At 58.1% G+C, this 25,088-nt stretch carries 20 protein-coding genes and 1 pseudogene; 13 read left to right on the top strand and 8 right to left on the bottom strand.

Going from position 1 to position 25,088, the window contains the following annotated elements; all coding sequences use genetic code 11:
* Nucleotides 1-135 precede the first annotated feature (135 nt).
* Nucleotides 136-798 carry an IS6 family transposase gene (locus HALTADL_RS06030; protein WP_089673415.1) on the bottom strand — a complete coding sequence of 221 codons (663 nt, stop codon included), beginning with the start codon at nucleotides 796-798 and terminating at the stop codon, nucleotides 136-138.
* Nucleotides 799-939: 141 nt separating this feature from the next.
* Between HALTADL_RS06030 and HALTADL_RS17215 the strand changes: the two genes are divergently transcribed.
* Nucleotides 940-1,110 carry a hypothetical protein gene (locus tag HALTADL_RS17215; RefSeq protein ID WP_162551681.1) on the top strand — a complete coding sequence of 57 codons (171 nt, stop codon included), beginning with the start codon at nucleotides 940-942 and terminating at the stop codon, nucleotides 1,108-1,110.
* Between the two features lie 257 nt (nucleotides 1,111-1,367).
* Here HALTADL_RS17215 and HALTADL_RS06025 read toward each other — a convergent pair whose 3' ends face one another.
* Nucleotides 1,368-1,571, bottom strand: coding sequence for a hypothetical protein (locus tag HALTADL_RS06025; RefSeq protein ID WP_089673416.1), 204 nt, complete (start codon nucleotides 1,569-1,571; stop codon nucleotides 1,368-1,370).
* A 524-nt stretch (nucleotides 1,572-2,095) separates the two neighbouring features.
* Between HALTADL_RS06025 and HALTADL_RS06020 the strand changes: the two genes are divergently transcribed.
* The 5 genes from HALTADL_RS06020 to HALTADL_RS06000 all read left to right on the top strand — a co-directional run bounded on the left by HALTADL_RS06020 (nucleotide 2,096) and on the right by HALTADL_RS06000 (nucleotide 11,106).
* Nucleotides 2,096-3,820 carry an L-lactate permease gene (locus tag HALTADL_RS06020; RefSeq protein ID WP_100190873.1) on the top strand — a complete coding sequence of 575 codons (1,725 nt, stop codon included), beginning with the start codon at nucleotides 2,096-2,098 and terminating at the stop codon, nucleotides 3,818-3,820.
* Between the two features lie 7 nt (nucleotides 3,821-3,827).
* Nucleotides 3,828-6,893, top strand: coding sequence for an FAD-binding and (Fe-S)-binding domain-containing protein (locus tag HALTADL_RS06015; protein WP_089673418.1), 3,066 nt, complete (start codon nucleotides 3,828-3,830; stop codon nucleotides 6,891-6,893).
* A gap of 77 nt (nucleotides 6,894-6,970) precedes the next feature.
* Complete coding sequence (locus HALTADL_RS06010; protein WP_089673419.1) at nucleotides 6,971-8,302, top strand: methyl-accepting chemotaxis protein; 1,332 nt, start codon at nucleotides 6,971-6,973, stop codon at nucleotides 8,300-8,302.
* 69 nt (nucleotides 8,303-8,371) lie between these two features.
* A complete protein-coding gene (locus HALTADL_RS06005; protein ID WP_394327364.1) occupies nucleotides 8,372-8,887 on the top strand; it encodes an LUD domain-containing protein in 516 nt (171 codons plus the stop codon).
* Entirely contained in the window at nucleotides 8,884-11,106 is a 2,223-nt protein-coding gene (locus HALTADL_RS06000; protein WP_089673420.1) for an LUD domain-containing protein, read from the top strand. Before HALTADL_RS06005 ends, HALTADL_RS06000 begins: the two co-directional genes overlap by 4 nt.
* Here the strand turns inward: HALTADL_RS06000 and HALTADL_RS05995 are convergent.
* From HALTADL_RS05995 to HALTADL_RS05985, 3 genes are all read right to left on the bottom strand, one after another.
* Nucleotides 11,093-11,566, bottom strand: a complete 474-nt coding sequence (locus tag HALTADL_RS05995; RefSeq protein WP_218143701.1) for a hypothetical protein — start codon at nucleotides 11,564-11,566, stop codon at nucleotides 11,093-11,095. The genes HALTADL_RS06000 and HALTADL_RS05995 overlap by 14 nt on opposite strands.
* Entirely contained in the window at nucleotides 11,563-13,302 is a 1,740-nt protein-coding gene (locus tag HALTADL_RS05990; RefSeq protein ID WP_089673422.1) for an Nramp family divalent metal transporter, read from the bottom strand. Before HALTADL_RS05990 ends, HALTADL_RS05995 begins: the two co-directional genes overlap by 4 nt.
* 122 nt (nucleotides 13,303-13,424) lie before the next feature.
* A complete protein-coding gene (locus HALTADL_RS05985; protein WP_089673423.1) occupies nucleotides 13,425-14,000 on the bottom strand; it encodes a helix-turn-helix transcriptional regulator in 576 nt (191 codons plus the stop codon).
* A 114-nt stretch (nucleotides 14,001-14,114) separates the two neighbouring features.
* Between HALTADL_RS05985 and HALTADL_RS05980 the strand changes: the two genes are divergently transcribed.
* Entirely contained in the window at nucleotides 14,115-15,062 is a 948-nt protein-coding gene (locus HALTADL_RS05980; protein WP_089673438.1) for a D-2-hydroxyacid dehydrogenase, read from the top strand.
* A gap of 21 nt (nucleotides 15,063-15,083) precedes the next feature.
* Here the strand turns inward: HALTADL_RS05980 and HALTADL_RS05975 are convergent, their stop codons facing one another.
* Nucleotides 15,084-16,112 carry a type II glyceraldehyde-3-phosphate dehydrogenase gene (locus tag HALTADL_RS05975; RefSeq protein WP_089673424.1) on the bottom strand — a complete coding sequence of 343 codons (1,029 nt, stop codon included), beginning with the start codon at nucleotides 16,110-16,112 and terminating at the stop codon, nucleotides 15,084-15,086.
* A 256-nt stretch (nucleotides 16,113-16,368) separates the two neighbouring features.
* Between HALTADL_RS05975 and ppsA the strand changes: the two genes are divergently transcribed.
* From ppsA to HALTADL_RS05960, 3 genes and pseudogenes are all read left to right on the top strand, one after another.
* On the top strand, nucleotides 16,369-18,633 hold the full coding sequence (ppsA, locus tag HALTADL_RS05970; RefSeq protein ID WP_089673425.1) for a phosphoenolpyruvate synthase: 2,265 nt from the start codon (nucleotides 16,369-16,371) through the stop codon (nucleotides 18,631-18,633).
* 148 nt (nucleotides 18,634-18,781) lie between these two features.
* A pseudogene (locus HALTADL_RS05965) lies at nucleotides 18,782-19,000 on the top strand (hypothetical protein); the annotation flags it as partial.
* An 88-nt stretch (nucleotides 19,001-19,088) separates the two neighbouring features.
* Nucleotides 19,089-20,009, top strand: a complete 921-nt coding sequence (locus tag HALTADL_RS05960) for an ArdC-like ssDNA-binding domain-containing protein (RefSeq protein ID WP_089673439.1) — start codon at nucleotides 19,089-19,091, stop codon at nucleotides 20,007-20,009.
* Between the two features lie 302 nt (nucleotides 20,010-20,311).
* On the opposite strand, the gene HALTADL_RS17210 is transcribed toward HALTADL_RS05960, so the two are convergent.
* Complete coding sequence (locus HALTADL_RS17210; protein ID WP_162551680.1) at nucleotides 20,312-20,524, bottom strand: hypothetical protein; 213 nt, start codon at nucleotides 20,522-20,524, stop codon at nucleotides 20,312-20,314.
* Nucleotides 20,525-21,200: 676 nt separating this feature from the next.
* On the opposite strand from HALTADL_RS17210, the gene HALTADL_RS05945 reads away from it, so the two are divergent.
* Together HALTADL_RS05945 and HALTADL_RS05940 are read left to right on the top strand one after the other, a co-directional pair.
* Complete coding sequence (locus HALTADL_RS05945; protein WP_089673428.1) at nucleotides 21,201-21,659, top strand: hypothetical protein; 459 nt, start codon at nucleotides 21,201-21,203, stop codon at nucleotides 21,657-21,659.
* Nucleotides 21,660-22,134: 475 nt separating this feature from the next.
* A complete protein-coding gene (locus HALTADL_RS05940; RefSeq protein ID WP_089673429.1) occupies nucleotides 22,135-23,418 on the top strand; it encodes a Cdc6/Cdc18 family protein in 1,284 nt (427 codons plus the stop codon).
* Between the two features lie 300 nt (nucleotides 23,419-23,718).
* Here HALTADL_RS05940 and HALTADL_RS05935 read toward each other — a convergent pair whose 3' ends face one another.
* Nucleotides 23,719-24,183, bottom strand: a complete 465-nt coding sequence (locus HALTADL_RS05935; protein ID WP_089673430.1) for a hypothetical protein — start codon at nucleotides 24,181-24,183, stop codon at nucleotides 23,719-23,721.
* A 254-nt stretch (nucleotides 24,184-24,437) separates the two neighbouring features.
* Here HALTADL_RS05935 and HALTADL_RS05930 point away from each other — a divergent pair, with 254 nt between their 5' ends.
* A complete protein-coding gene (locus HALTADL_RS05930; RefSeq protein WP_089673431.1) occupies nucleotides 24,438-24,875 on the top strand; it encodes a hypothetical protein in 438 nt (145 codons plus the stop codon).
* Nucleotides 24,876-25,088: the final 213 nt, after the last annotated feature.

The raw sequence follows: 25,088 nt of genomic DNA, 5'->3' as shown, positions 1-25,088 counted from the left end.
GGACCTGGATCATCGGTCAGTAGAAGATGCCGTGCAAGTAGATGACTCACTCAATAGATTGGAACCGGCTGTGGCTGCTAGACCAATTTACTATGACATGCGTTCTCAATCAAGGATTCAACTCAAAGGCACTGTCTAGTTAGCAACCACCTCATCTGGCGTTCGATCATCTAGAGATTGATGCGGTCTCTGGCGATTATAATAATGTGCAAACTGTGAATACCAGCGACGAACGCTCGACCGACTGCCCACCCACGAATTATGGAAGCGGTCGATCCTCATTTTGAGTGTCTGAAACCATTTTTCGATCAGGTTTCGGTCGGTATAATCGCGCCGACCACTGAGACCTAATCGAGCAAGGGCAGTCTGGTAGCCGAAGCCATCGACGAGAAACACGGCCTCGGAGAGGTCGTGTTTCTCGGAGAGTCTATGCAGAAACGCAGCAGCTGGATCAGTTCCGTGAGATCCGAACAGATCGACACTCAATATCAACTTGGTGTCGAGGTCTATTGCAGCATACAACCAAGACCACTCGCCATTAATTTTGACAGCAGTTTCATCTACCACGACCCGCTTCGGTTGCGCCTCAGGCGGGTCAGGAACGCTGTCAGCTACTCGATGTACCCACTGAAAGATCGCCTGATGAGAGCGTTGTACGCCGAATAGTCGGAGAATTGCTTGTGTCTCTCTAAGCGAACAGCCGGTCGCGTGGAGCCGGACGGCCAACGCCCTAACGGGCGTGGCCGTCCGCTCTCGCTCGATGTCCGATAGAAAACACAATCGCTTGTTAAACAAAATCTGTGGTGGGAGTGGCTACGATCTCGTGGTTCGGACGGGCGATGGGCCGTCCACGGCCTACCGACTGACGGATCGCGCACATCGGTTGTTCGAAAATGAAGTTGCCATAGGCTTTTGTAGGAAACCGACAGCACAGCCGGTATGCTCTCCGAAGCCAAAGACGACCTCCTGGTATTGGTCGCACTGGCGAATCTCTCGTACAAATTCAAAGGCGTCGATAATTATATTGCTGACTGGGCGTGGGAGTTATCGACCGAGTACGCCCATCGCCAAGGCCTGGAGCCAAACGAAGCTGTAAAGGAGGTCGAGTAGTACGGCGGCATCGACAGCGAGGCAGTGGTTGGTGGCCAGAACTGGCAGCTTAGTGATTGAGAATCTGTTGACGGCTGTCTTTCACTAATCAAAGAATTGATCTGAGACTATTTCTGTAAAAATGATTCCGATGAAATGGGGTCTTACTATGACAACCATATATGCGTCATGGTCCGGCGTAGTAAATGAATTCATTGATGCCGTCGGTCGTCCAACTCACCGACTGCGGGCTCTTCGTGTGTCCGATTGGGACTCGATTACTCGGTGACGAACGTCGTGTAGCCGTCGACGTTGAGGATGACTCGCTGTGAGAAGTCGCCGAAGACGGCGTTCCCGGTAGTCGACCGGAAGGACCCGACAGTGAAGACGTGGTCACACTTGCGTTTTCGTTTCTCTTTCTCCAACCCGGTACCGACGCGTGCATCATCGTACTTGTGGACCTGCTGCTCGTTGTCGGCCATCTCGTCACATTCGGCAGGTATTGGCAGTGTACGAAGCGTGCGATGGATGACTGAAAGTCAAAGCTGACAGAGGCTATCATGCGTCAGCCTAATCCGTAAGCGAGTGCGATAAGCTGGTCCGCACAACACAAGATCAAACTGTAACCTCCAATGTCTTCATTTGATATGAAATGGATATAATCGTACTTCAATGTCTATTTTTGTACACTATTACCGAGGTACACACATGTGTAAATATAATATACACTACTTTAACGAGGGTGTATACGTGTGTATCAGCAGTAATAATGGCATACGATCTAGTGTATCTATCACAATAGTTTGAGACCTATATTCCATTGCACACCCTCAGACGGTTGATTTCGGCAGTTGTACACGAGTGTACTGGTCACCGGGGGGTTGAACAATAAGGTGGGTATAAATAATGTACAATAGATAGGGATCGATATGCCACAACTACTGGCATGCACAGAGTCGCATTGGCAATTAGGTAATCATAAACCGGAACCAAGGGGGTGGCTGTGATGGCGACGCCGACCCAGATCATGCTGGGCCTGTTGCCACTGGCCGTCATTTCGTTTTTGATGATCGGTCGCTACTGGTCGGCAACCCGTGCCATGCCTATCGCGTGGGTGGTGGCTGCTGCAGTCGGCTACTTCGGTTGGCAGATGACCCCACGCTGGATCGCTGCAGCGTCGATCAATGGGGCGATCACCGCGACCAACATCCTCTGGATCGTATTTGGCGCGATACTGCTGTTGTATACGCTCAAAGAGACAGGGGCTTTCGACGTGATCAACGCTGGCTTCACCTCGATCAGCGACGACCGGCGCGTGCAGGTCGTTCTGCTCGTGTTCCTGATGGGGTCGTTCGTCGAGTCCGCAGCCGGATTCGGGACACCAGCGGCGATTGTCGGCCCGTTGCTCGTCGGGCTGGGATTCCCGCCACTCGTGGCGGTCGTGGTCGCACTGACGGGGAACCTGATGGCAATCACGTTCGGTGCCGTCGGGACACCACTCATCATCGGCCTTCAGGACATCTTCGAATCGTCGGATCCGATTTCGTCAGCTGTTGCCGGACAGGGGATGAATGTCGAACAGTGGGTCGCCGAGATCGGCGTGTGGGCGGCCACACACCACGTTATCGTCGGCATGGTATTGCCCTTTATCGGCGTCGCGATGATGACGCGCTTTTTCGGCGAAGAACGATCGATCAAACCGGCGCTGGAAGTCCTGCCGCTGACACTGTTCGCGTGGGCTTCGTTCGCCGTTCCCTACTGGGTAACGGCATACTACCTCGGACCGACCTTCCCCGGGCTGTTCGGATCGATGATTGGAATGGCAGTGACCGTGACCGCGCTTCGTGCGGGATACTTCGAACCCGACGAAACGTGGGACTTCGGTCCGGAAGCTCAATGGCCAGATCACTGGATCGGTGACATCCAGCCCGGTGAGTCGACCAACCGTGGTACAGCCGTGGCGACTGACGGCGGTACCGTGACGGTCGGCTCGAAGCAGATGTCGCTCCCACGTGCCTGGGCACCGTACCTCATCCTCGCTGGGCTGCTCGTGCTGACGCGCGTAATCGATCCACTGACGGGCTTCCTCACCTCGACGCTCGTATTCGAGTGGGCAGACATCCTCGGCACCGGTATGAGCAACGACTTCGCACTGCTGTACCTTCCCGGTGCGATCTTCGTGTTCGTCCACTTGCTGACGATCCCGCTCCACGGAATGAATACGACGGAAATCAAAGACGCATGGATGGAGTCTGCCGAGAAGGTGATGCCGGCAGTGATCGCACTTGTGTTCGCCGTCGCAACCGTGCAGATCATGATCCAGTCCGGCCAAAGCGCCAACATTGACAGTATGCTCGTCGTTCTCTCGGAGGCGACGGCCAACGCCGCCGGGAGCATCTACCCGTTCTTCGCAGCGCTGGTGGGTGCGTTCGGTGCGTTCCTCGCTGGCTCGAACACGGTCAGCGACATCCTCTTCGGGACCTTCCAGTACAACATCGCGACCGATCTGGGAGTCTCGCGGACCATCGTCGTCGGTGCACAGGCGGTCGGCGGTGCCATTGGAAACCTCGTTGCAGTCCACAACGTCGTCGCCGCGCTTGCCGTCGTCGGCCTTGTCGGTGAGGAAGGGCGGGTCATCCGTCTCGAATTGATTCCGCTGGCGTACTACGCAACGATGACCGGTATCCTGACGCTGCTGTTCGTCTACGTGATCTCGCCGGGGGTGTTCTGACCAGCCGATGGCCCAGAACCACCCTCAGGCCCGCTCGGCGTCTCCGGCCGACGAGCCGCGAGCAGCCTATACCCACACCAACGAGACGACCGGGCAACCGGAGCTCGTCGACGCACTTCGCGACCGGATCGACGGTGAGGTCCGGTTCGACGACTACTCACGTCAGCTCTACGCCACCGACGCGAGCATCTACGAGGTGACGCCGATCGGCGTCGTCTTTCCGCGGTCGACAGCCGACGTGTCGGCCGTGGTCTCCTACTGTGCCGCGGTTGATGTGCCGCTCCTCCCTCGTGGCGGGGGAACTAGTCTCGCCGGTCAGACGGTCAACAAAGCTGTCGTGCTGGATTTCACGCGGTACATGGACGACGTTCGCACCGTCGACCCCGGTGAACAGCGAGCCACTGCTCAGGTCGGGACAACACTCGGTGGCCTGAACGCGAGGCTGGCCGATCACGATCTGAAGTTCGCGCCCGATCCAGCATGGGGTGACAAGTCCGCCCTCGGCGGTGCGATCGGTAACAATTCGACTGGCGCACACTCGCTGCAGTACGGCAAGACCGATCACTACATCGAATCGTGTGAAGTCGTCCTCGCAGACGGTACCGTCACGGAGTTCGGCGAGGTCGCGGTCGACGACCTGCGGGACCGCGCCGAGGCCGACGGGCTTGAGGGACAGATCTACAGTGGCGTTGCTGATCTCCTCGACGAGTACGGCGACGAGATCGACAGGGCTTACCCGGATCTGAAGCGGAACGTCTCCGGCTACAACCTTGATCGGCTCGTCGCCGAGGCCACCGGCGAGTTCGGGCAGGCTGGCACGATCAATCTCGCGCGACTGCTCGCCGGAAGCGAAGGAACACTCGCAGTCGTCACGGAGGCGACAGTCTCGCTCGAACCGATCCCCGAGACGAAGGGGATGGCACTGCTGACGTACGACGACCTCATCGAGGCGATGGCGGACGTCGCACCGATCCTCGAGCACGATCCGGCAGCCGTCGAGATCATCGATGACGTGATGCTCGACCTCGCCCGCGAGACGGCCGAGTTCGCCGACGTGGCTGGCATCCTGCCGGACGGAACGCGAGCAACGCTGTTGGTCGAGTTCTACGCCGAGGATGATGCGGAGGCTCGGCAACTGGTCGACCGGCTTATTGCCGACCGGGTCACCGACGAGGCGTCGGTATCGGAGCCATCGATCACGGCCACCGACGGGCTCGAAGCTCACGCAGCCGACAAACGCGAGCAGTTCTGGAAGCTCCGGAAATCCGGGCTTCCGATCCTGCTGTCGCGGACCAGCGACGCCAAACACGTCGCGTTCATCGAGGATACCGGCATCCCGCCGGAAAACCTGCCCGAGTACGTCGCCGACTTCCGGGACGTACTTGACGATCACGACACGTTCGCGTCGTTTTACGCCCATGCCGGGCCCGGCGTCCTCCACATCCGACCGCTGATCGACACGAAAACGGTCGACGGCGTCGAGACGATGGTCTCGATCGCCGACGACGTAACCGATTTAGTGGTCGAGTATGGCGGGTCAGTATCCGGTGAACACGGTGATGGACGGGCTCGAACCTGTTGGAACGAAAAGCTCTACGGCACCGATATCTGGGACGCGTTTCGCGATCTCAAAACGACGTTCGACCCCGACTGGCTGTTCAACCCCGGCCAAGTCGTCGGCGTCGACGAAGCGGCGGTCTCGACAGGAGAGGCACCACCTCGGGCACAGACTGTCGAGATGGCCACACAGCTCCGCGCTGATCCGGACTACGAGTTCGACTCAACGCTGACCCCGACCCTAGAGTGGGACAACGAAAACGGGATGCAGGGGATGGTAGAACTCTGTCACGGCTGTGGCGGCTGCCGCGGACCACAAGAGACGACTGGTGGTGTGATGTGTCCTACCTATCGTGCCGCCGACGAGGAAGTGACCGCCACGCGCGGGCGGGCAAACATGCTTCGACAGGCGATGAGCGGCGACCTCCCCGATGATCCCACTGACGAGGAGTTCGTCACCGAGGTGTTGGATCTCTGTATCGGCTGTAAGGGCTGTAAGCACGACTGCCCGAGTGGCGTCGACATGGCGAAACTCAAAGCAGAAGTGACCCACGCCCACCATCAGGAACACGGCGAGAGCATCCGCGACAAGCTGTTTGCGAACGTCGATAGCCTGTTCGCACTCGGCAGTCGGCTGGCACCGCTGGCGAACACACTCTCGTCGCTACCGGGGAGTGGCATCCTACTGGAGAAGACTGTCGGGATCGCGCGCGAACGCGACCCGCCGACGCTACAGGCCGAGACGTTCGTCGACTGGTTCGAAGCCCGTGGGACGACCGTCTCGGCAGCGGATGCGACCAGACGTGTCGTCGTCTTCCCGGACGCCTACACCAACCACGTCCATCCCGAGGTTGGCAAGGCCGCGGTCCGCGTGCTCGAAGCTGCCGGAGTACACGTCTCCGTATTGGATGATCGGACGGATAGCGGCCGACCAGCCTTTTCGAAGGGGCTGCTCGACGACGCGCGGGCTACCGCCCGCGACAATGTCACCACACTCCATCGACACGTCGAGACCGGCCGAGACGTCGTGTTCGTCGAACCGTCCGATGCGGTAATGGTCCAATCGGATTATCTGGATCTGCTTGGGCAAGACGATGACCGGGCAGCGACAGTCGCCGCCAACACGTACGGCATCTGTGAGTATCTCGACGTCCACGGTCTCGACCGTGAGATCGACTGGGACGCCGACGGCTCACTCGCCTACCACGGCCATTGCCACCAGAAAGCGACCAAGAAAGACCACCACGCCGTCGGTGTGCTCCGGCGCGCGGGCTACGCGGCCGACCCGCTGGACTCGGGCTGCTGTGGCATGGCTGGCAGTTTCGGCTACGAGGCCGAACACTACTCGATGAGCCAGGCCATCGGCGAAATCCTGTTCAAGCAGGTCGACGACAGCCCGGCCGAACAGGTTGTCGCCCCGGGTGCATCCTGCCGGACGCAACTCGGGGACCGTGACGACGGTGACGAACCACCACACCCGGTCGAGGCACTAGCCAGCGCGCTTCCGGACAGATAGTGCCGACAACGGGTGTGTCTCATTTTTCAGGTAGGTATTGTATGATCGAACACAGAACCCACAGGAACTGATATATTATGACATTCAAAAGCAAGGTAGAGGACGACGTACCGACCGATGAGAAAAGTCGTGACCAGCTCCGAGTTGAGCGGGATCAGTGGCGAGAGCTGTTCACACAGTTGATCGAGCAGTTCCCGGAGCCGACATTTGCCGTCGACGACGAGCGTCGACTCGTCCATTTCAACGATGCAGCCGAAGCAGCCTACGGACGGTCGCGAGCCAACGCACTCGGGACGCTCGGCTACGAATTTTTCGAGACCGAGGGCAACTCGGAAATCTTGGCCGAAACTGTCGCCAGGACCGGTGAGACGGTCCGTGAATCGGATTTCCGGAAGGTCCCGACGCCGGACGGCCATCTGTGGAACCGATCGATGGCAGTTCCGCTGACCGATTTCGACGGAGAAACGGTCGGTGCGGTCGAGACGACCCCCATCGTCACAGATATCGTCAAAGAACGGAACAGAATGTCCCGAGCCCAAGAGACTGTCACCCAAGACGTTGCGACTGCCGTCGAGACGCTCCGGAACAAGGCGGCAGAGATCACCGACAGCACGGTCGATATTGCTAACCTTACGGCGGCAGAGCGTGACGAAATGGACCGTGTCGCGGACGCGATAGCGGACCTGTCGGCATCGGTTGAGCAGATCGCGTCGTCGGCCGACGAAACCGAGACAGCAAGCGAACGGGCAGCCGAACTGGTCAGAGATGGTCAGGAGGCAGTCGACGAGACCCACGAAATGATGAGTGTCGTCGCCGACGCGGCGAGCACCGTCGAGAGCGACGTGACCGATTTGCAACGCCGGATCAAAGAGATCGACGAGATCGTCGACATAATCGACGACGTCGCCGAACAGACCAATCTGCTCGCGTTGAACGCGAACATCGAGGCCGCGCGGTCGGGCGAATCCGGCGACGGGTTCGCAGTCGTCGCCGACGAGATTAAAACTCTCGCCAACGAGTCACAACAACAGGCTACACGGATCGAACAGACGATCACCGAGATTCAGACGGACGCCGACCAGACCGTCGAGAGTATCGACGAGATGATAGATGAAGTAACCGCCGGCACCGAACGGACCGAGCAACTCGAACGGACGCTCTCGGAAGTCGTCTCGGTCGTCTCACAGACGACGGCGGCCATTCAGGACATCGCTCAAGCGACAGACGAGCAGGCTGTCGCGACCGAACAGGTCGCAACGACCGTCGACGAAGCCGCAGACCGTGCCGACGAGCTTGCTGTCGCGGTCGAATCGATCACCGAAACTACTGCTGACCAGCGCGATCTCGTCGACGAGATCGACGAGACCGTCTCGGAACTGGAAGCGACGATGGTCGAACTCGATACATAACCGTGTCACTCGAAGCACTAACGACGATAAGCCCGTGATTTACAATCCCATGCACATAACAAACCCAATATGACAGAATCCAGCACAGCGTCGATAACCGAGCAGTTCGTCAACCGACTCGACGACTTCGGCGTCTCGTCTACTATGACGGACCCCGAGGAGGTCGAAACGGAGATCGAGGCGGTCGCCTCGACGCCCACCGTCGGCGTCGACCCGTCGATCGACGGGGTCTCGCTGCCGGAGTCGGTCGACCGGGAAGTATCACCTGCGGCGGTCGAGGCGGCTGCCACCGGTGTGACGGAGGCAGTCCTCGGCGTCGCCGACTACGGGAGTATCGTGGTCTCGACGACCGAGTCGGGTGTCGAACCGGTTAGCCTGTTCGCCGACCAGCACGTCGCTGTCCTCCGAGAGGCGGACATCGTCCCGGGGATGGGTGACGCGCTGATCGAACTCGGAGATTCGTTCCGCGACGACGACTGGAGCGGGATCATCGCGACTGGTCCCAGTGCGACCGCCGACATGGGTGCACTGGTGAAAGGCGCACACGGACCGAAGACCGTCCACGTAATCATCGTACAACAATGACGACGAACTCCTCTCCGACATCGACTAAGGCAGCGCACATCAAGCATATCCTCGAAACAGAGGGTGAGGCAGTCGCCGCAAACACACAGGGGTTCAATCAGGGTCGCTACGACTCGGTCGCCAAACTCGAGGACTACGATCAGCTCAAATCCGAGGCCCGCGCCATCAAGGAAGATGCTATCGAGCGACTCCCCGAACTCATCGAGGACCTCAGGGAAGCAATCGAGGCCAACGGCGGCACGCTGTATCTCGCGGACGACGCCGCCGATGCGAACGCGTACGTCCGTGAGGTGGTCGACGATGTCGGCGGCGAGCGCGTCGTCAAGAGCAAGTCGATGACCAGCGAGGAGATCGAACTCAACGAGGCGCTGGCGGGCGACGACGTCGACGTCGTCGAGACCGACCTCGGCGAGTGGGTCCTGCAGGTCGCCGATGAGGCCCCCTCACATATCGTCGCGCCGGCGATCCACAAATCCCGTGAGGGCATCGCGGAGCTATTCAACGAACAGTTCAACCCCGAGGAACCCCTCGAAACCGCGGAAGATCTCACTATGTTCGCCCGGGAGAAACTCGCCGAGAAGATCACGGCGGCCGATGTCGGCGTCACGGGGGCGAACTTCGTCACCGCCGATTCGGGGACGATGGCGCTGGTCACCAGCGAGGGTAACGCTCGCAAGACGGTCACCGCAACTGATACGCACGTCGCCGTCGCGGGCGTCGAGAAGGTCGTGCCGACTGTCGAGGACCTCCACCCGTTCATCGAACTGATTGGGCGTTCGGGCACCGGTCAGGACATCACGTCGTACGTCTCCCTGCTCACGCCGCCGGTCGACTCGCCCACACTCGATTTCGAGACCAACGAACTCGGTTCGGCCGACGACCGGGAGTTCCACCTCGTGCTCATCGACAACGGGCGGATGGCGATGCGTGACGACGAGGAGTTGCGCGAAACGTTGTACTGCATTCGCTGTTCGGCATGTTCGAACTCCTGTGCCAACTTCCAGCAGGTCGGCGGCCACGCCTTCGGCGGTGAGACCTACTCCGGCGGGATTGCGACAGGCTGGGAGGCCGGGATCGAAGGCCTCGACACCGCGGGGGAGTTCAACGACCTCTGTACCGGCTGCTCGCGGTGTGTGAATGCCTGTCCAGTCGGGATCGACATCCCGTGGATCAACACGGTCGTCCGCGACCGGATCAACCGCGGTACCGACGCCGAACTCGACTGGCTCGTCGACGGCCTCATGCCGGACGAAGAGCCTGCGGGCATCGATCTCAACAAGCGGTTGTTCGGCAACTTCTCGACGCTTGCGCGGCTCGGCAGCGCGACTGCACCCGTGTCCAACTGGCTGGCGAATAACGACCTCTCCAGACAGTTGCTTGAACGGTTCGCTGGCATCGACCGGCGGCGAGAACTACCGCAGTTCGAGCGAGAGACGCTCAGAGATTGGATGGCCGACCGGCCGCCCGTCGCCGACCCCGAACGTGAGGTCGTCCTCTTTCCCGACCTCTACACCAACCACGTCCAGGTAGAACGTGGGAAAGCCGCCGTCCGGGTTCTCGAAGCATTCGATATTCACGTTCGTCTGGCCGACGTGAGTGCCAGCGGGCGAGCCCCCCTGTCACAGGGGATGATCTCGACGGCCCGGAAACATGCCGAAGCGGTAGCGGCCGAACTCGGGCCGCAGGTGGCAGCCGGCCGTGATATCGTCGTGATCGAACCCAGCGATCACGCCCTTTTCCAGCGGGAATACGAGAAACTGCTCGACGCCGAGACGTTCGAGCGGCTTGCCGAGCACAGTTACGAGGTGTTCGAGTACGTCTACGGCTGTCTGGCAAACGGCGGGGATGAGACGGCCCTCGACGCGGGTGATGGCCAGCAGGTCGCCTACCACAGCCACTGTCAGCAGCGGACCATCGGCGTCGACCAGTACACCGAGACGGTCCTCGAGGATCTCGGCTACGACGTAACTACCTCCAGTGTCGAGTGTTGTGGCATGGCCGGCAGCTTCGGCTATAAAAACGACTACTACGACGTGAGTATGGCCGTCGGTGAGGAACTCGCCGAGGAGTTCACGACGCAAGAGACCAAAGACCGGACCGTCGTCGCCAGCGGGACTTCCTGTCTCGAACAGCTCGATGATCTACTGGCCCGCCCACCGAAACACCCGATCGAATTGATCGCACCGCAGGCATGGACCGAGCGGGTCAGTAGCGACTGAGCCGTCCGAGCAGGCCATTGAACTCGTATGCAATGCCATCTCGTCGCTCGACGGTGACGTCATGGCTGGCCAATAGCGACCGAACCGCGTCGACGAACCCATCGAGTTCGACCGCGCCGTGAACGCGGACGATCCGTGAGTCGTTGTTTTTCGATTGGATCGAGACCGCCTCGCGCCCGAACCAGCCGCCGTCGTACACACGAAGCGTTTCAAGAGCCTCGTAGGACAGTTCAGTTACGTCTTCAGCGGCCGCCAAGGCGGCGGATACCCCCTCGTTTTCGATCCGGTCGACGAACGCTCGGGCACGCTGAGACGGGGACCGCATCGCGAGATCCAGCGGCGTCAGATAGTCGTACACCACGATCAGCAGATGGTCCGAACGGAACAGGACGTCTGCCAGTCGGAGCGGGGCCGTCCCCCACATCGTACAGTGGAGGTGGACCTGTACCTCGTCGGTCATGAGAACCAACCTCGCGCCCGCTCGGCGTCGTCGACGGTCCCCGTCGACGCCACCTTCGCTTGAGTGACGTGGTACATAACCGCGAGTTGGATAATGACGTAGCCGAACCACAGGGCAGTACCGCCGATCCCACTCCCGATGATCGTGGCCTTCGTCTCGAATAACCGCAGACCGAGTCGTGTCGAGAGATAGGTCCCGGTTAACAGCACGCTGAAATAACCGAAAAAGCCAGCTGCGAACCACATCGAGACGATGCGTCCCCAACCAGGCATCGTGTGTTCGGGAAGTCTGACCGTATTGACTACTTGGACGGCGAGGATGTACGGCCACATCATCAGGCCAGACATCGACGCCCCGACGACTAACAGCCCGAACGGTTTCTCAGCTGATAGCGGGGAAAACAGGATGGCGATTCCCCACCCACAGAAGATCGTCAGGAGCATCCAGAACAACCGCGGGAGACTCCAGCCAGCGTCCCGCCCGTACAGTTCGTAGATGATATCGGAACTGTTCCGGACGAACGACTCGACGATGGCGTATTCGGTCGTAAAGAGCGCCAGGAACAACAGGATGTAGATCACGATACTCGCAAGTGGCCCGACGACAGGGATGACCTCATCCAGCCAGATGTTGACGGCCGTCCCGGTCGACCCGGCTGCGTAGGTGAACACGACCAGAGTGAGGATCGTCGTAACGACTACCAGCCCGACGAGGAACGTAAGCAAGTGCTCTAACTGTGTGACACGCCACCATCCCCGCCAGCGTTCGAGATTGAGCCGATTTGGAACGAACGTGAACCCGTCTCTGTGGACTGTCTCGGGGTCGTCACCCGCAAACGGGTTCTTGATCCGTCCCTGGTACCGGCCCATGCCGTACCCCTTCTCGCGGATCCAGAGACTCTGTGAGAGGTTCAGATAACCGCCAGCACCGGCATATGCGAGTGCACCGAGGAGGATCGCGACCGTCTCGACCTGAAGTTGCTCACCGGGAAGTGTCAGGTTCGCTGGGACCGATAGAACCGTTTCGATCGACCCGACGAGCATGAACAGTAGTACGGCAAAGAAGATCGATGCCGCTACGAGCAGGATCTGGAACTTTTCGACGATGTTGTACATCAACGGCGCCACCTGATACGTGAGCCATATAAAAGCCATGAGGACGATCCCGAGGAGCCGCCAGCCGGGGAGTTCGGCACCGAAGGCTGTGTAGGTGCCCAGCGAGAGGCCCGCAGCACCGATTTTGGCTGCACTGGCCGCCCAGCCGGGCCACCCGAGACTCGCGAACCCACCGACCAACAGGGCCAGCGGGACCACCGGATGGAGTCGTTCCATGGCCCGGAAGATACTCTCGCCTGTCGCCAGCGTCCACCGCTGGATTTCGGTATTGACGACGAAGTGGATGAGAGCTGCCAACAGAAACAGGCCAAACAGTCCCCAGCCGAACCGAGCGACGAGCGTCGGCCAGAACAGCGTCTCACCGCTGCCGAGTGACGCCCCGAGCATGATCGCGCTCGGCCCGACGACGTACTTCAGTTTGGGCACCTTCGGTAAATCGAGCTCTTTGAACGGTCCATCGTCACTCGGATCGGGGTGTGACCGATCCTGTGGTGCCTGATCGAGATTGTCGTATGCCACCGGTGTGTAGGTCGACGTCGGGTAGGTCGCGTCCGCTGGATCGTCGTATACGTCGGCTTCTGACACTGTCTCCTCGTCGGGTGCCAACTCCGGGCTACCCATTGAATACACACTCCGATCGGTTCCCCGTAGTCGTTGACGTACCGATACACCAACCGCACATCGTCCGATCTATCGAGAGACGATAATCAGCTCTCTTATCTCGTAATATTGTCCTCATGGTTCTATCCCTTGACGAAGTGCCAGAAGTGATCACGTTCCAACTCGACATCGACATTCGGGAGATCAGCGAGGGCAGGTTCGATCATTTCCCACCACTGGTCGGCAGTTTTGTATCCGGCCGAATTCTCGGGGAACACCTCGGTGAGAAACTCCGTTTTGGTCGTCTCAGGGTTCTCACGGACGTAATCGTAGGCCGCCCGGAGCGCCTCTCGGCGCTCTTGAAGAAGTTCCCCCGAGCCGAGAAGTTCGGCATCGGCGATCTCCACGTCCACCGCCGGATCCCGTTGTGCAGTCGGCTCTGGTTCCGGCTCCGCCGTCGACCGTGGCATCGGAACCCACCAGACACGGCTCCGAGCACCGACTTTCCGGGTTTCGAGCCGTCCTTGTTCTACCAGTTCACCGAGTTTGTTGTGTGCCGTCCGGCGAGAACAGTCGACCGCATCCATCACGTCACTGGCAGTCAGTGGTCTTGCGCTGTCCGATCGGTCCTCAAACACACCGAACACATCATCCAGGGTGAACTGTTCCCGCTGTGGGGCCGCAGGCTGCGTCCCTGAACTATCCGGTGGATCGTCCATACGCAATACAGGTACACACCTATGTAATAATTTTTTTATTGATCATTTATAATGGCAAAGTATTGATCATTAACGGCGGTATATTTTTGTGTGATTGTAGAGTTGCACCCAGTTGTGACATCGATAGACATTGCTGTTCTCAACCAGACGATACATGGGATGTCGACAGAGGCGTACCGGGACGTTCTCGCCGAGCGGCTACCCACACAAACAGTCAAACTCATCGCGTCACCTGCGGAGTATGAGGAACTCCTGCCTCAAGCGCGAGTCATTACTGGCTTCGAGATCGATGCCGCGACTGTCGAGAACGCGACGAATCTCGAGTTGTTCGCCTGTACCTTCGCGGGAACCGATCATCTGCCGCTCGATGCCTTCGCGGCAAACGACGTCGACGTGACCAACGCATCTGGTGTGCATGGACCGAACGCATCCGAACAGGTGCTCGCCTACGTCCTATCGTTCGCGCGTGGTCTCGACCGTGGTTGGCAACAGTCACAGGCTGGAACCTGGAGCCACTATCACACCGACGAACTGTACGGTTCGACGGTCACCGTCGTCGGGATGGGTGCCATTGGTGGGGCGATCCTCGATCGGCTCGCTCCGTTCGGCGTCGAGACTATCGGCGTTCGTAACTCCCCATCGAAGGGCGGCAATGCCGACGAAGTCGTCGGTATCGAAGAGGTCCCCGAGATTCTCCCCCGCACGGATTACTTGATCTTGGCCTGTCCGCTCACCGAAGAGACGGAACATCTCGTCGACGAGACCGCCCTGGCGCGCATGCCACCGGACAGCGTGCTCGTCAACATCGCCCGCGGCGAAGTCGTCGACACCGACGCACTCCTTGCCGCACTCCGGACCAACGAACTCCGGGGAGCAGCACTCGATGTGACCGATCCGGAGCCGCTCTCGGACGGCCACCCGCTCTGGAGCCACGACAACTGTCTGATCACACCCCACAACGCTGGCTATACGCCACGCTACTGGGATCGAATGGCCGATATTATCGCCGACAACATCGATCGTCTCGACACCGACGAACGGCTTCGGAATCTGGCAAAATAGGAGGACTGGGCGGCTAGCCTGTCAGGCTATCGGACTGTCCAGTCCCACACCGAGTGCGTCGTTAGTTAGCTGCCGACTCGTCTGTGCATCTGTTGCCGAAGCGAGTGCACGGATCGCATCGACGTTCTCGGGCACAACGTCGGCCTGCTGATGGACGGCCTGGAGGAGCGAAAGCTGCTGTCCGTCAACGGTGATCGACTCTGCCCAGACACAATTTTCCCACACGTCACCACGCTGGCGGCCACGGTCGTGCGCGGATTCACGGAGGTCCGCACAGCTGTCCCGCCCGTGAGCACTCGCGACGAGTTCGATGCGGCTCTCATTATCCAGACAGGTCGTGACTGTATCGGCTGTCGGCTCGCCGTCTAAGCACACCGTCAGGCTGTGAAGGTGCATCAGCGTGGCCGGCACAGTCACACCCTTCGTCATCACGTCGACGGAGGGCAACACAGTTCGGAGGTCCGGGGCGTGGTGTGAGGGAACGGTCACCGGGTCGGGGACGATGTCGTTGATCGGCCCGCGATCGGACTGGGTCGGATCGCCGCCACGGCGGATCAGGGTACAGTCGACCGACTCGACGCCGAACTGGTCGTCGAGCGGCGAGAGGAGTCGAGCCAGCCCCGTCGTATTGCAGGAGACTACCCTCGTCGCCGTCTGGCCGACCGTCTCTTCGTAGTTGCTCCGCGCACAGAAACTCGTGGGCGCGATGGTCGCGTCCTCTCCACCCTGAAATACGACCGGCGTCTCCGTGCGCTCGTATCTCGGCGCGTTCTCCGCACCGACACCGGCAGGTGTCGCGTCGATAACGATGTCACTGTCGGCGATAAGTGTCTCGACGGTGCCCGCGACGGGCAAGTCGTGGGCAGTGAAGGTGACTTCCGTCTCAGAGTCGGGCGCATACAGCTCGAAGCCACGGTCGATCGCGGTGTCGGCCTCGTGGTCCGGTGTGCGTTTGCTCACACCGACGATACACATGTCGGGCTGGTTGTCGACCGCATCTGCGACACGTTTTCCGATCGTTCCGTAGCCGTTGATTCCGACCTCAATCATCTGTTCACTCTATCTCGTCGTGTTTCGTACAGGAGTTGCCATAGTTCCGCCTCGATGTCGTCCGTGGAATCGTCCACCAGAAGCTGGCTATACAGCTGGTCCGATACCTCAATTGTAGGCATCACTGAAAACTATCACGGCCGGAAACAAAACACTGTGCGGACTCACAACTGAGTTAATTTCTCTGGATATTAACTAGCAGTTATATTCTCTGGCATGCGTAAATTTATACTCCGGTACGGAATGGATCCACCTGATGTTAGTAGCATGGCTGAGCGCGGTCAGCGCCAGTGACGTAAACATCGTAGGTGGCAAAGCGGCGTCCCTGGGCGAGTTATCGTCACACAACTTGCCGATCCCCACGGGATTCACAGTCACCGCCGACGCTTACCGGCATTTCATTGAGAGTACTGAGATCGCCGACGAGCTTTTCGACGCGGTCGATATCGACATCGAGGACTCACGGGCACTTGCTGAAGCCGAACGGCGCGCTCGGCAACTTATCCTCGAAGCACCGTGGCCCGACGAAACCCGATCGGAGATTCTCAGCGCGTTCGAGGATCTCGGATCGGACTCGATCGTCGCCGTTCGTTCGTCGGCTACGGCGGAGGATCTCCCGGACGCATCGTTCGCTGGCCAGCAGGAGACGTTTCTCAACGTTTCGGAGAGCGACCTGTTGGATCGGATCAAGCGCTGCTGGGCATCTCTGTTCACCCAACGAGCAATCTACTACCGGGAAGAACAGGGGTTTGCACACCACGACGTCGACATCGCGGTGGTCGTCCAGCGAATGGTCGACGCCGACAAGTCGGGCGTGATGTTCACCAGCCACCCGTCGACGGGTGAAAACCAGATGACCGTCGAGGCCGCCTGGGGACTCGGCGAAGCCGTCGTCTCGGGAGCCGTCTCACCCGACCACTACACATACGACCGCCAGGACGATACCGTCGAATCGGTGGCCGTCTCAACGAAAAAGACGATGCACGTCAAGGATCCGAAAACCGGCGAAACACTGGAGAAGTCGGTTCCAGCCGAGAAGCGAAACGAGCGTGTGCTTTCGGACGTGGAAGTGGACTCCTTGAGCGATATCGGCGAACTCGTTGAGGACCACTACGGACAGCCCCAAGACGTGGAGTGGGCGATCAATGACGGAGAGATCTACCTCCTCCAGTCCCGTCCGATAACGACTATTTCCGACGAATCGGGTGCTGACGACAGGCGAAGTGAGACCACCGAGGACGATACGTCAGTGCTGGTCGACGGGTTGGGTGCGAGTCCAGGCACAGTTTCGGGGACGGCTCGAATCGTGGGCTCGCTCGATCAACTCGACAAGGTGAATGAGGGCGATATTATCGTCTCCGAGACGACGACGCCCGATATGATGCCAGCGATGAAGCGGGCGAGTGCGATCGTCACCGACGAAGGTGGCATGACGAGTCACGCTGCCATTGTCTCGCGGGAACTGGGTGTCGTAGCGATCACTGGCTGTGAAAACGCCACTGACACACTCACCGACGACCAGTTTATCACCGTCGATGGGGACCGCGGAGTCGTGAGTGACTCTCAAGGAGAGACCACCATGGAACCCGAAGAGGAGCCCGCGCCGACCAGCCCCAGCAGCCAGCCGAAGCCCATGACGGGGACCGAGATCAAAACCAACATCTCGATCCCTGCGGCTGCGGAGCGTGCGGCCGGTACCGGTGCGGACGGTGTCGGTCTCCTTCGGATGGAACACATGGTGATCTCGACGAGCAAGACCCCCGAGCAGTACGTTGCCGATCACGGTGCCAACGCGTTCGTCAACATGCTGGCTGACGATATGCGGACCGTCGCCGAGGCGTTTTATCCCCGATCAGTCCGCATCCGGACACTCGACGCGCCGACCGATGAGTTCCGCCAGCTCGAAGGCGGTGAGGACGAACCGATCGAGCACAATCCAATGCTCGGCTATCGCGGGCTCAGACGCTCACTGGATAGCCCCGAACTCTTTACACACCAGTTGCAGGCCTTCGAGAAACTGTACGAGATGGGCTACGACAACGTCGAACTCATGTTCCCGCTAGTAAACGATGCGAACGACGTCACCCGTGCCCGTTCCCTTATGGAAAAGGCGGATATCGATCCAGAAAAGCATGATTGGGGTGTGATGATCGAGACCCCTGCGAGCGCGCTGTGTGCGACAGAAATCTGTGAGGCAGGCGTGGATTTCGTCTCGTTCGGTACGAATGACCTCACGCAGTACACGTTGGCCGTTGACCGCAACAACGAGACTGTTGCCGATCGATACGACGCGTTGCACCCCGCGGTGTTGCGACTGATCCGAGAGACGATCGAAATCTGCCGGGAATACGACGTCTCGACGAGCATCTGTGGCCAGGCAGCTTCGGATCCGAACATGATCCAGGAGTTGATCAACGCCGGCATCACGTCGATCAGTGTCAACCTTGATGCCGTACACGACGCTCAGCAGAAAGCTGCACGTGTCGAACAGGAACTCATCCTCGAATCCGTTCGCGAGTGAGGCCATACTTCGTCACGTGTAGGTAGTATCGCTTGATCTTACGTCTCAATTTTTCTTTGAGTTAGCATATACGGTTCGCGTATTACCTTCGACGTCGACAAGACCATGGCCGACTACGCCGCTCATCTCAAACGACGGATCGATGCCCGCCAGTCGACCACCACCGACGAATCCGCTTGTCGTTTTCAAAGCGGCACGTTGGTGGTATCTCCATGGCAAAGGCGGTTCTGATCCCGCGTTCCGGTGGGCAATCGACTGGGCGCGTCACCTTGCAACCGACACGCCCAGCGACGTCGACCGGTTCGACGAGTTCCTTGTTTGCCTCATTGCGGTCGACTTCGCTGACGAACCACACCAACTCCGGTGACCGATACCCCCGTTTTTTTATACGCCCCTGAGAGGTGCGGCGCGTCCTGAACTGACGAATTCGCCGTAAACTCGATTCAGTGAACACGATAGCTACGACCGGTGACTCGTCGGTCTCCTTCAATCAGATCGAACACGATGAGATGCACAGTTCGATTGAACACCGGATCGTCGAGCTCGTCGACCACGTCGATGATGCCCAAGAGAGCAAGGAGTTCCAAGAGTGGCTCGATGTCCAGAGTCGCTTCCATGACTACTCACATCGAAATACGCTGTTGATCAAGCTCCAGTGTCCTGAGGCAACGAGGGTTGCAGGCTATCACACCTGGCGAAACGACTTCGAGAGGCATGTCCAAAAGGGCGAGCAGGCGATCTGGATTTGGGCTCCGATCATCTCCAAGCGCTGTCCCAAGTGCAAGAATGCACCCAGCTACCACGATCAGATCGACTGTGAGTACGACGAGACCCCTACAGGAGAGTGGTCGAAAGGGCTTGTCGGGTTCAGACCTACGACTGTCTTCGATGTCTCTCAAACCGAGGGTGAGCCCCTTCCCGTGTTAGAGACCGCGGCCACAGGGAACGCTGGCGATCTTGTGTTGAGGCTTACGGAGGTAGGCGAAGATCTCGGTGTGACTGTTCGCATTGTTGAGGCCGAGGAGTGGGAGTATGGAGAGGCGATGGGCGTCTGCAAGTACCGATGTATCCATTCGTTTCACCCTGTTGTGGAGGTAAAGGCCCGATCCAATCAGGCCGATCTCGCCGTGACGTTGATTCACGAGTATGCCCATGCACTGTTGCATTTCGATGTCGACAGTGAACCCGAGCGAGCAAAACGTGAGGTCGAAGCTGAGGCCGTTGCCTACATTGTCGGTCGATTTTTCGAATTGGATACGAGTGGTTCTGCATTCTACTTGGCAGCGTGGGAAAACGAGAATTCGGAGGTGATCCAGGATCGCCTTGGTCGGATTAGCTCAACTGCTCAGGAGATCATCGAGGCTCTCGAAGACTAAACTACGTAGTGGTGGTTATTTTACATCTTCCTGAGGCAGCAAGTGGAAGTCTCAATAAATCAGAATTAGTTTAAGAAAATAATCTCGTGCGCCCATTTCGTACTGATGAACCAGAATATAACAAATCAATAGCTATTGATGCAAGCACCATCGGGGATGTCACTGTCACAGTTTCAGTATATGCAGACCGACGTGAAGAACTTGCCATCCTCGATAGTATTTATAGAGCCGCCGAGAATGCGGTAGTGAAAGTTCCGTGGGTGGGTCTCTGGCCTGCCCTCTTGCTCGTAGATGTCGGCGATCTACTCGGCTTTTTCGAGGTCGACAGGCGCGATATAGGCGGCGTCGTTCTTGCGGGATTGGGCCAGAAAATCGTCTACATTAGCGTCCTCGCCGCGGTCCCGTGCTTGTTTGGCGAGGGCTTTCACACGCTCGCGTATCTTCGGTACGTCGGAAGGTTCGGAGACGAGATCGGCAAACCGGAGATCATTGTCCTCGCCGCTATCGTCGGCCATACCGTGAGTTGGTCATGCAGCGACCCTAAAGGGTTGTTCTGGCAACAACAGTTCTTTTCTCACTAACCAAACAGGCAGGTTTCTATTGGAACGATTTTAGACTATTTGGTTAGTGGAAACGATGCCGATTATCCCAGTCGACACCACGTGGTGCCGCTGTATCTCGGTGTCAGACTGCCGGACTGGCGGTTTGAGGCTGTTGCCAGTGACGCCTTGAAGTAGGAAAACTGCGAATTTTTGAATACAATGTCAGAAGCAAGAGATGCTACGCCCAACAGAGAAATAGTTCAAAGACTATGTCGACAGGGGGAGGTCGACGTGGTGAAGGAGGGCAAACACGCCAGAGGGGGAAACTGGCACGTCAGCGGGGGAACTGAAAATCAACGGGGTGTCCCGTTGATGATCCCATCCAGACAAAAGATGCCAAATGAGAAAACTAATGGGCCTAATCATGTAGGGTACTTTCGTGAACGCGAAAGTCTCGTTGCCGGTGGTCAACCCAGAAATAATGAACAGCAAGTGTATGTCGTCGCAGGCACCTCCGACTGCGGAGGGTTCCCACGGGCACTTGACGTATTTGAGTGTCCTGATCAAGCCAACTTGGTAAAGGACGCAGTGAACAGCATAGAATTCTCGCCAGTCACTCAGGTAGCAATTTACGCTCGGAGGGTCCGGCATGTCTGATCGACTCGTAGGCGACCTCGACCAACACACCCGCGACAAACTCGAAGCCGTAGAGAACCGACTCGCCGCGGCCAACTCGGAGATCGCCGCCGCCGTCGAGCAGTCGACTGGCTTACTCGCCGCCGAACACCCAGAGTTCCAACTGCGGAACACCCACGACGAGCTGCTGGATGCCTACCGCGAACTGGTCCAAACAATCGATTTAGTTGAACGGGCACTCGGCGAGGTCGACGACCACGCAGAGACGCCAAAACAGATCACGAGCGACCACTCAGAGCGTATCGGCGAGACCTACGACGAACCGCTGTCATTCCTCGCTATCCAACTACTACAGGCGAACCGTCGGAAGTGGCTGCATGGCAAACCAGAGACGAACGGCGCACAGGCGGTCGAACGGCATGGTCTCACCGAGAACCAACGGCGGTGGTTGAACGACGTGGTCGACGAGTAGCACACCACGCTTCCGATGTAGTCGACTCCCCTCGGTGCCGCTGTATCGACACCTCTCACACAGCGGTTTTCCTGAGTTATTAGACGTGAAGGCAAGGTCTATTCTCGACTGCGGTCCACTGACACAGCAGTTTTCCGGAGTTACCTACTAGACTAGTCGACTGTCGGTTCAGGTGGGACTCATACTACTACTATACTATATTAAAACGTTTTGTATAGTAGTAGTAGATTGCCGGTAGTGAATTAACCAGATAACCGTTGTACGGTGACGTGTCATACAGCAGTTTTCCTGAGTAATCAGCTCACCATCTCTACCGTGTTTATATACGTAATTCGTAGCAACCGTGTTTCTGAGTCTTACGCTGTCGACCGATTACTCAGGAAAACCGCTGTGTGAGTGCGGCCTGTTTCACCCGACTCAGGAAACTCAGGAAACTCAGGAAAGGTTATGTGGGTGGACACGTCACTTGTCCTCAATGGGTGGTTCTGATTCGATCTTCGCCGATGATGTCGAGCTCATCAAAAACGCCGAAGTACTCGAAGAAGACTACACACCCGAGACAATCCTCTGCCGAGACGCCGCCCTCGATGATTTTACAGACGTACTCAAACCAATCTACAAGGGCCGACCGCCACAGAACGCCTTTCTGTATGGCGATACCGGTGTCGGGAAGACAGCCGCGACGAAACACCTCCGCGACAAACTCGTCGACGATCTCGAAACAAAGAACGCCGATCTCCCTGCCGACGAACAAGTCACGCTGAACGTTATTTGGATCAACTGCGAGAATTTCACGACTGGCGACCACAAAACCTCGTCTTATCAGGTTGCGGTCGGCATCGTCAATCGGCTCCGAGACAAGGGCAACCGGATCACTGGCACCGGATACGCCCCACAGGACGTATACGATATCATGTACTCGGAACTCGATGACCTCGACGGGACGGTGTTGATCGTCCTCGACGAGGTCGACAAGATCGGCAAGGACGACACACTGTTGTACGAACTGCCGCGGTCGCGTGATATGGGGTATCTCGAAACGGTCCGCGTTGGCGTCATTGGGATTAGCAACGACTACACGTTCCGAAAGAATCTCTCACCGAAGGTCAAAGACAGCCTCTGTGAAACCGAGATTAAATTCCCACCATATGACGCCGTAGAACTCCGACAGATCCTCCAGAGCCGAGCCGAACTCGCATTGTACGATGATGCCTACACCGACGAGACGATCCAACTTGTCTCGGCGCTCGCCTACCAGGAAGCCTCTGGGAGTGCTCGCCGTGCGATTCGCCTCCTCCGCGGGTCCGCAGAGATCGCGGAGGGTGAAGGTGTCGAGCAGATAGCCGAGACACACGTTCGACAGGCCGACAAGAAGATTGAGTACGGGAATATCGTCGAATCAATCGCTGATCAGGACGACGAAAAACTCTATATTCTCAAAGCTCTCGCCCATCTCGACCTCGTCGACAAAACGCCAGCTCGAACGCGGACGATCCACCGGGCCTACTCGCGAGTCGTTCGGGCCTACAACGAAGACAGCGGCAGTGAGCCACTGACTCAACGCGGGATGTTCAACCATCTCTCAAAACTCGTTATGTTCGGATTCGTCCATACCATCGACCGCAACAAGGGTGCAGGCGGCGGCCAGTGGAACGAACACGAGTTTAGCGACGACGTCGACCCAGCGAAGGTCAAAGAAGCCTACGACGAACGTGGGCTCGATTGGAAGCGAATCAAGACACGCGGTGTCGACAAATAACTCGGGAAAACTGCTGTGTGTCTGTAGTGACGCGGTGAATTACTCAGGAAAACCGCTGTGTGGTGTGTTGGATAGCAATGCTCGGACGGTTGGTTTTCAGTGATCTACACTTTGAACACGGTGTGTCGGTCAACGGCGAAAAGCTAGTGAAAACAGGAGTGTGGTCGACTGACTGCTCATAAGATCGGGTTCGGTCGACACTAGAAAAACGGGCCGCTGGCAACTGTTTCGAGCCGGTTTACACTTCGATAGTGGTGTGTCGACACAGACGACATCGAACGGTCATCCCAACAGTCGACGTTATAGCAGTTGAGCCACGCCGGACGGCGTCGACACCGTCACCTTACCGCCGATATCGTCTGCCACTGCTACAGCGGCGTCGGTCGCTTCCGAGGGGACGACTAACACGCGCTTGTAGCCCTGTTTCTGGAAGCCATTGATTTGTTCGATAACGTCGGCTGTTCGGTCGGCCAGCGCACCGGGTGTTTCGACTTCGACAAGCAGACTCGGCCCACCGAAACTGGTCACAGCCATGTCGGGCACTCCTTCTATCCCGTCGATACTGCCGATACCCTCGCCGTTGCCGACGCCGTGGTCGGAACTGATTGCGACTGATCCGTCGGTAGCCGAGTCGACGGCGTTGTAGGCTTCTTCGAGCAGTTCGTCGTGATCCGGTTCGCTGTCTGAGGTGAGCCAACTGACGACCGCAGCGCCGACGAGTCCACCCGCCAGCAGACCGCCCTGTTGTTTTTTGGATAACTGCATACCTGCTGATGGGTCTACAGCCTGATAAAACGTTAAACAGTGCTTAACCGGGGTTTAACAATGAGAATGATTTTCGAGGTGGCATTGATCACTCAAATTTGTATACACACCTATTTGTATCACTGTTTCAAACCGACAGGACAGTAGCGATGAACAAATGCACGGTCTGTAATGAAACCACTCTCGGCCATCGGTGCCGTGGGTGTGGGAAGATTCATTGCGAGTTTCATATTTTACCAGAGAACCACGACTGTGTGGCCCTGTACGTCGAAACCGATGGTAAGTGGTTCAACACGAAATTTGAGACACTCGGCGAGGACAAACGCCGTGAGCGACCAGAGACGAAGACTGTCGACGAAATCAATGCCGCCAGCACTGATAGCGACGAGTCGACGCCCGATTCCGACAAGAACTACACGGTCGCCGAAGCCAACGTCGACAATCCGAACTACCAGAACGACAGCGAGTATGAGACAGTCGACGTCGATGAGGGGCAGGTGTACGGGACTGCCGAGCCAGAGTATGAGTCGTCACCTGATCTGAATCCTGACGGCTCGATCAAAACCAGCGAGTCGGATGCAGAGTCAGACGAGACCGACGACGTCGACACAAAGCGGCTGTCCGATCTCCAGCTCGTACTGGTTGGTGTTGTCGTGTTTTCTCTACTGGCGTACATCTTCTATTTGATTTAGTGGCGGTTGAGCCCACAGTGAAAGTGACTCTACAGTCGACTGGCCTGCTCGCCGTCTATCGGATTCGAGGTCGGCGGTGGGGTGTGATCGGTGGCTGGCCTCACTAACCAAACGACTGCTGTTTTCGGCAGTCTCGGCTTCCAATCTTGGTTAGTGAGACGAGTCGACTTACTCGATATCGTCGAAGATCACCGACCATAGCCCATCCTCTTT

This window comes from Halohasta litchfieldiae, from assembly GCF_002788215.1.
Lineage (GTDB): Archaea > Halobacteriota > Halobacteria > Halobacteriales > Haloferacaceae > Halohasta > Halohasta litchfieldiae.
This window is presented reverse-complemented; position numbering and strand designations above follow the sequence as displayed.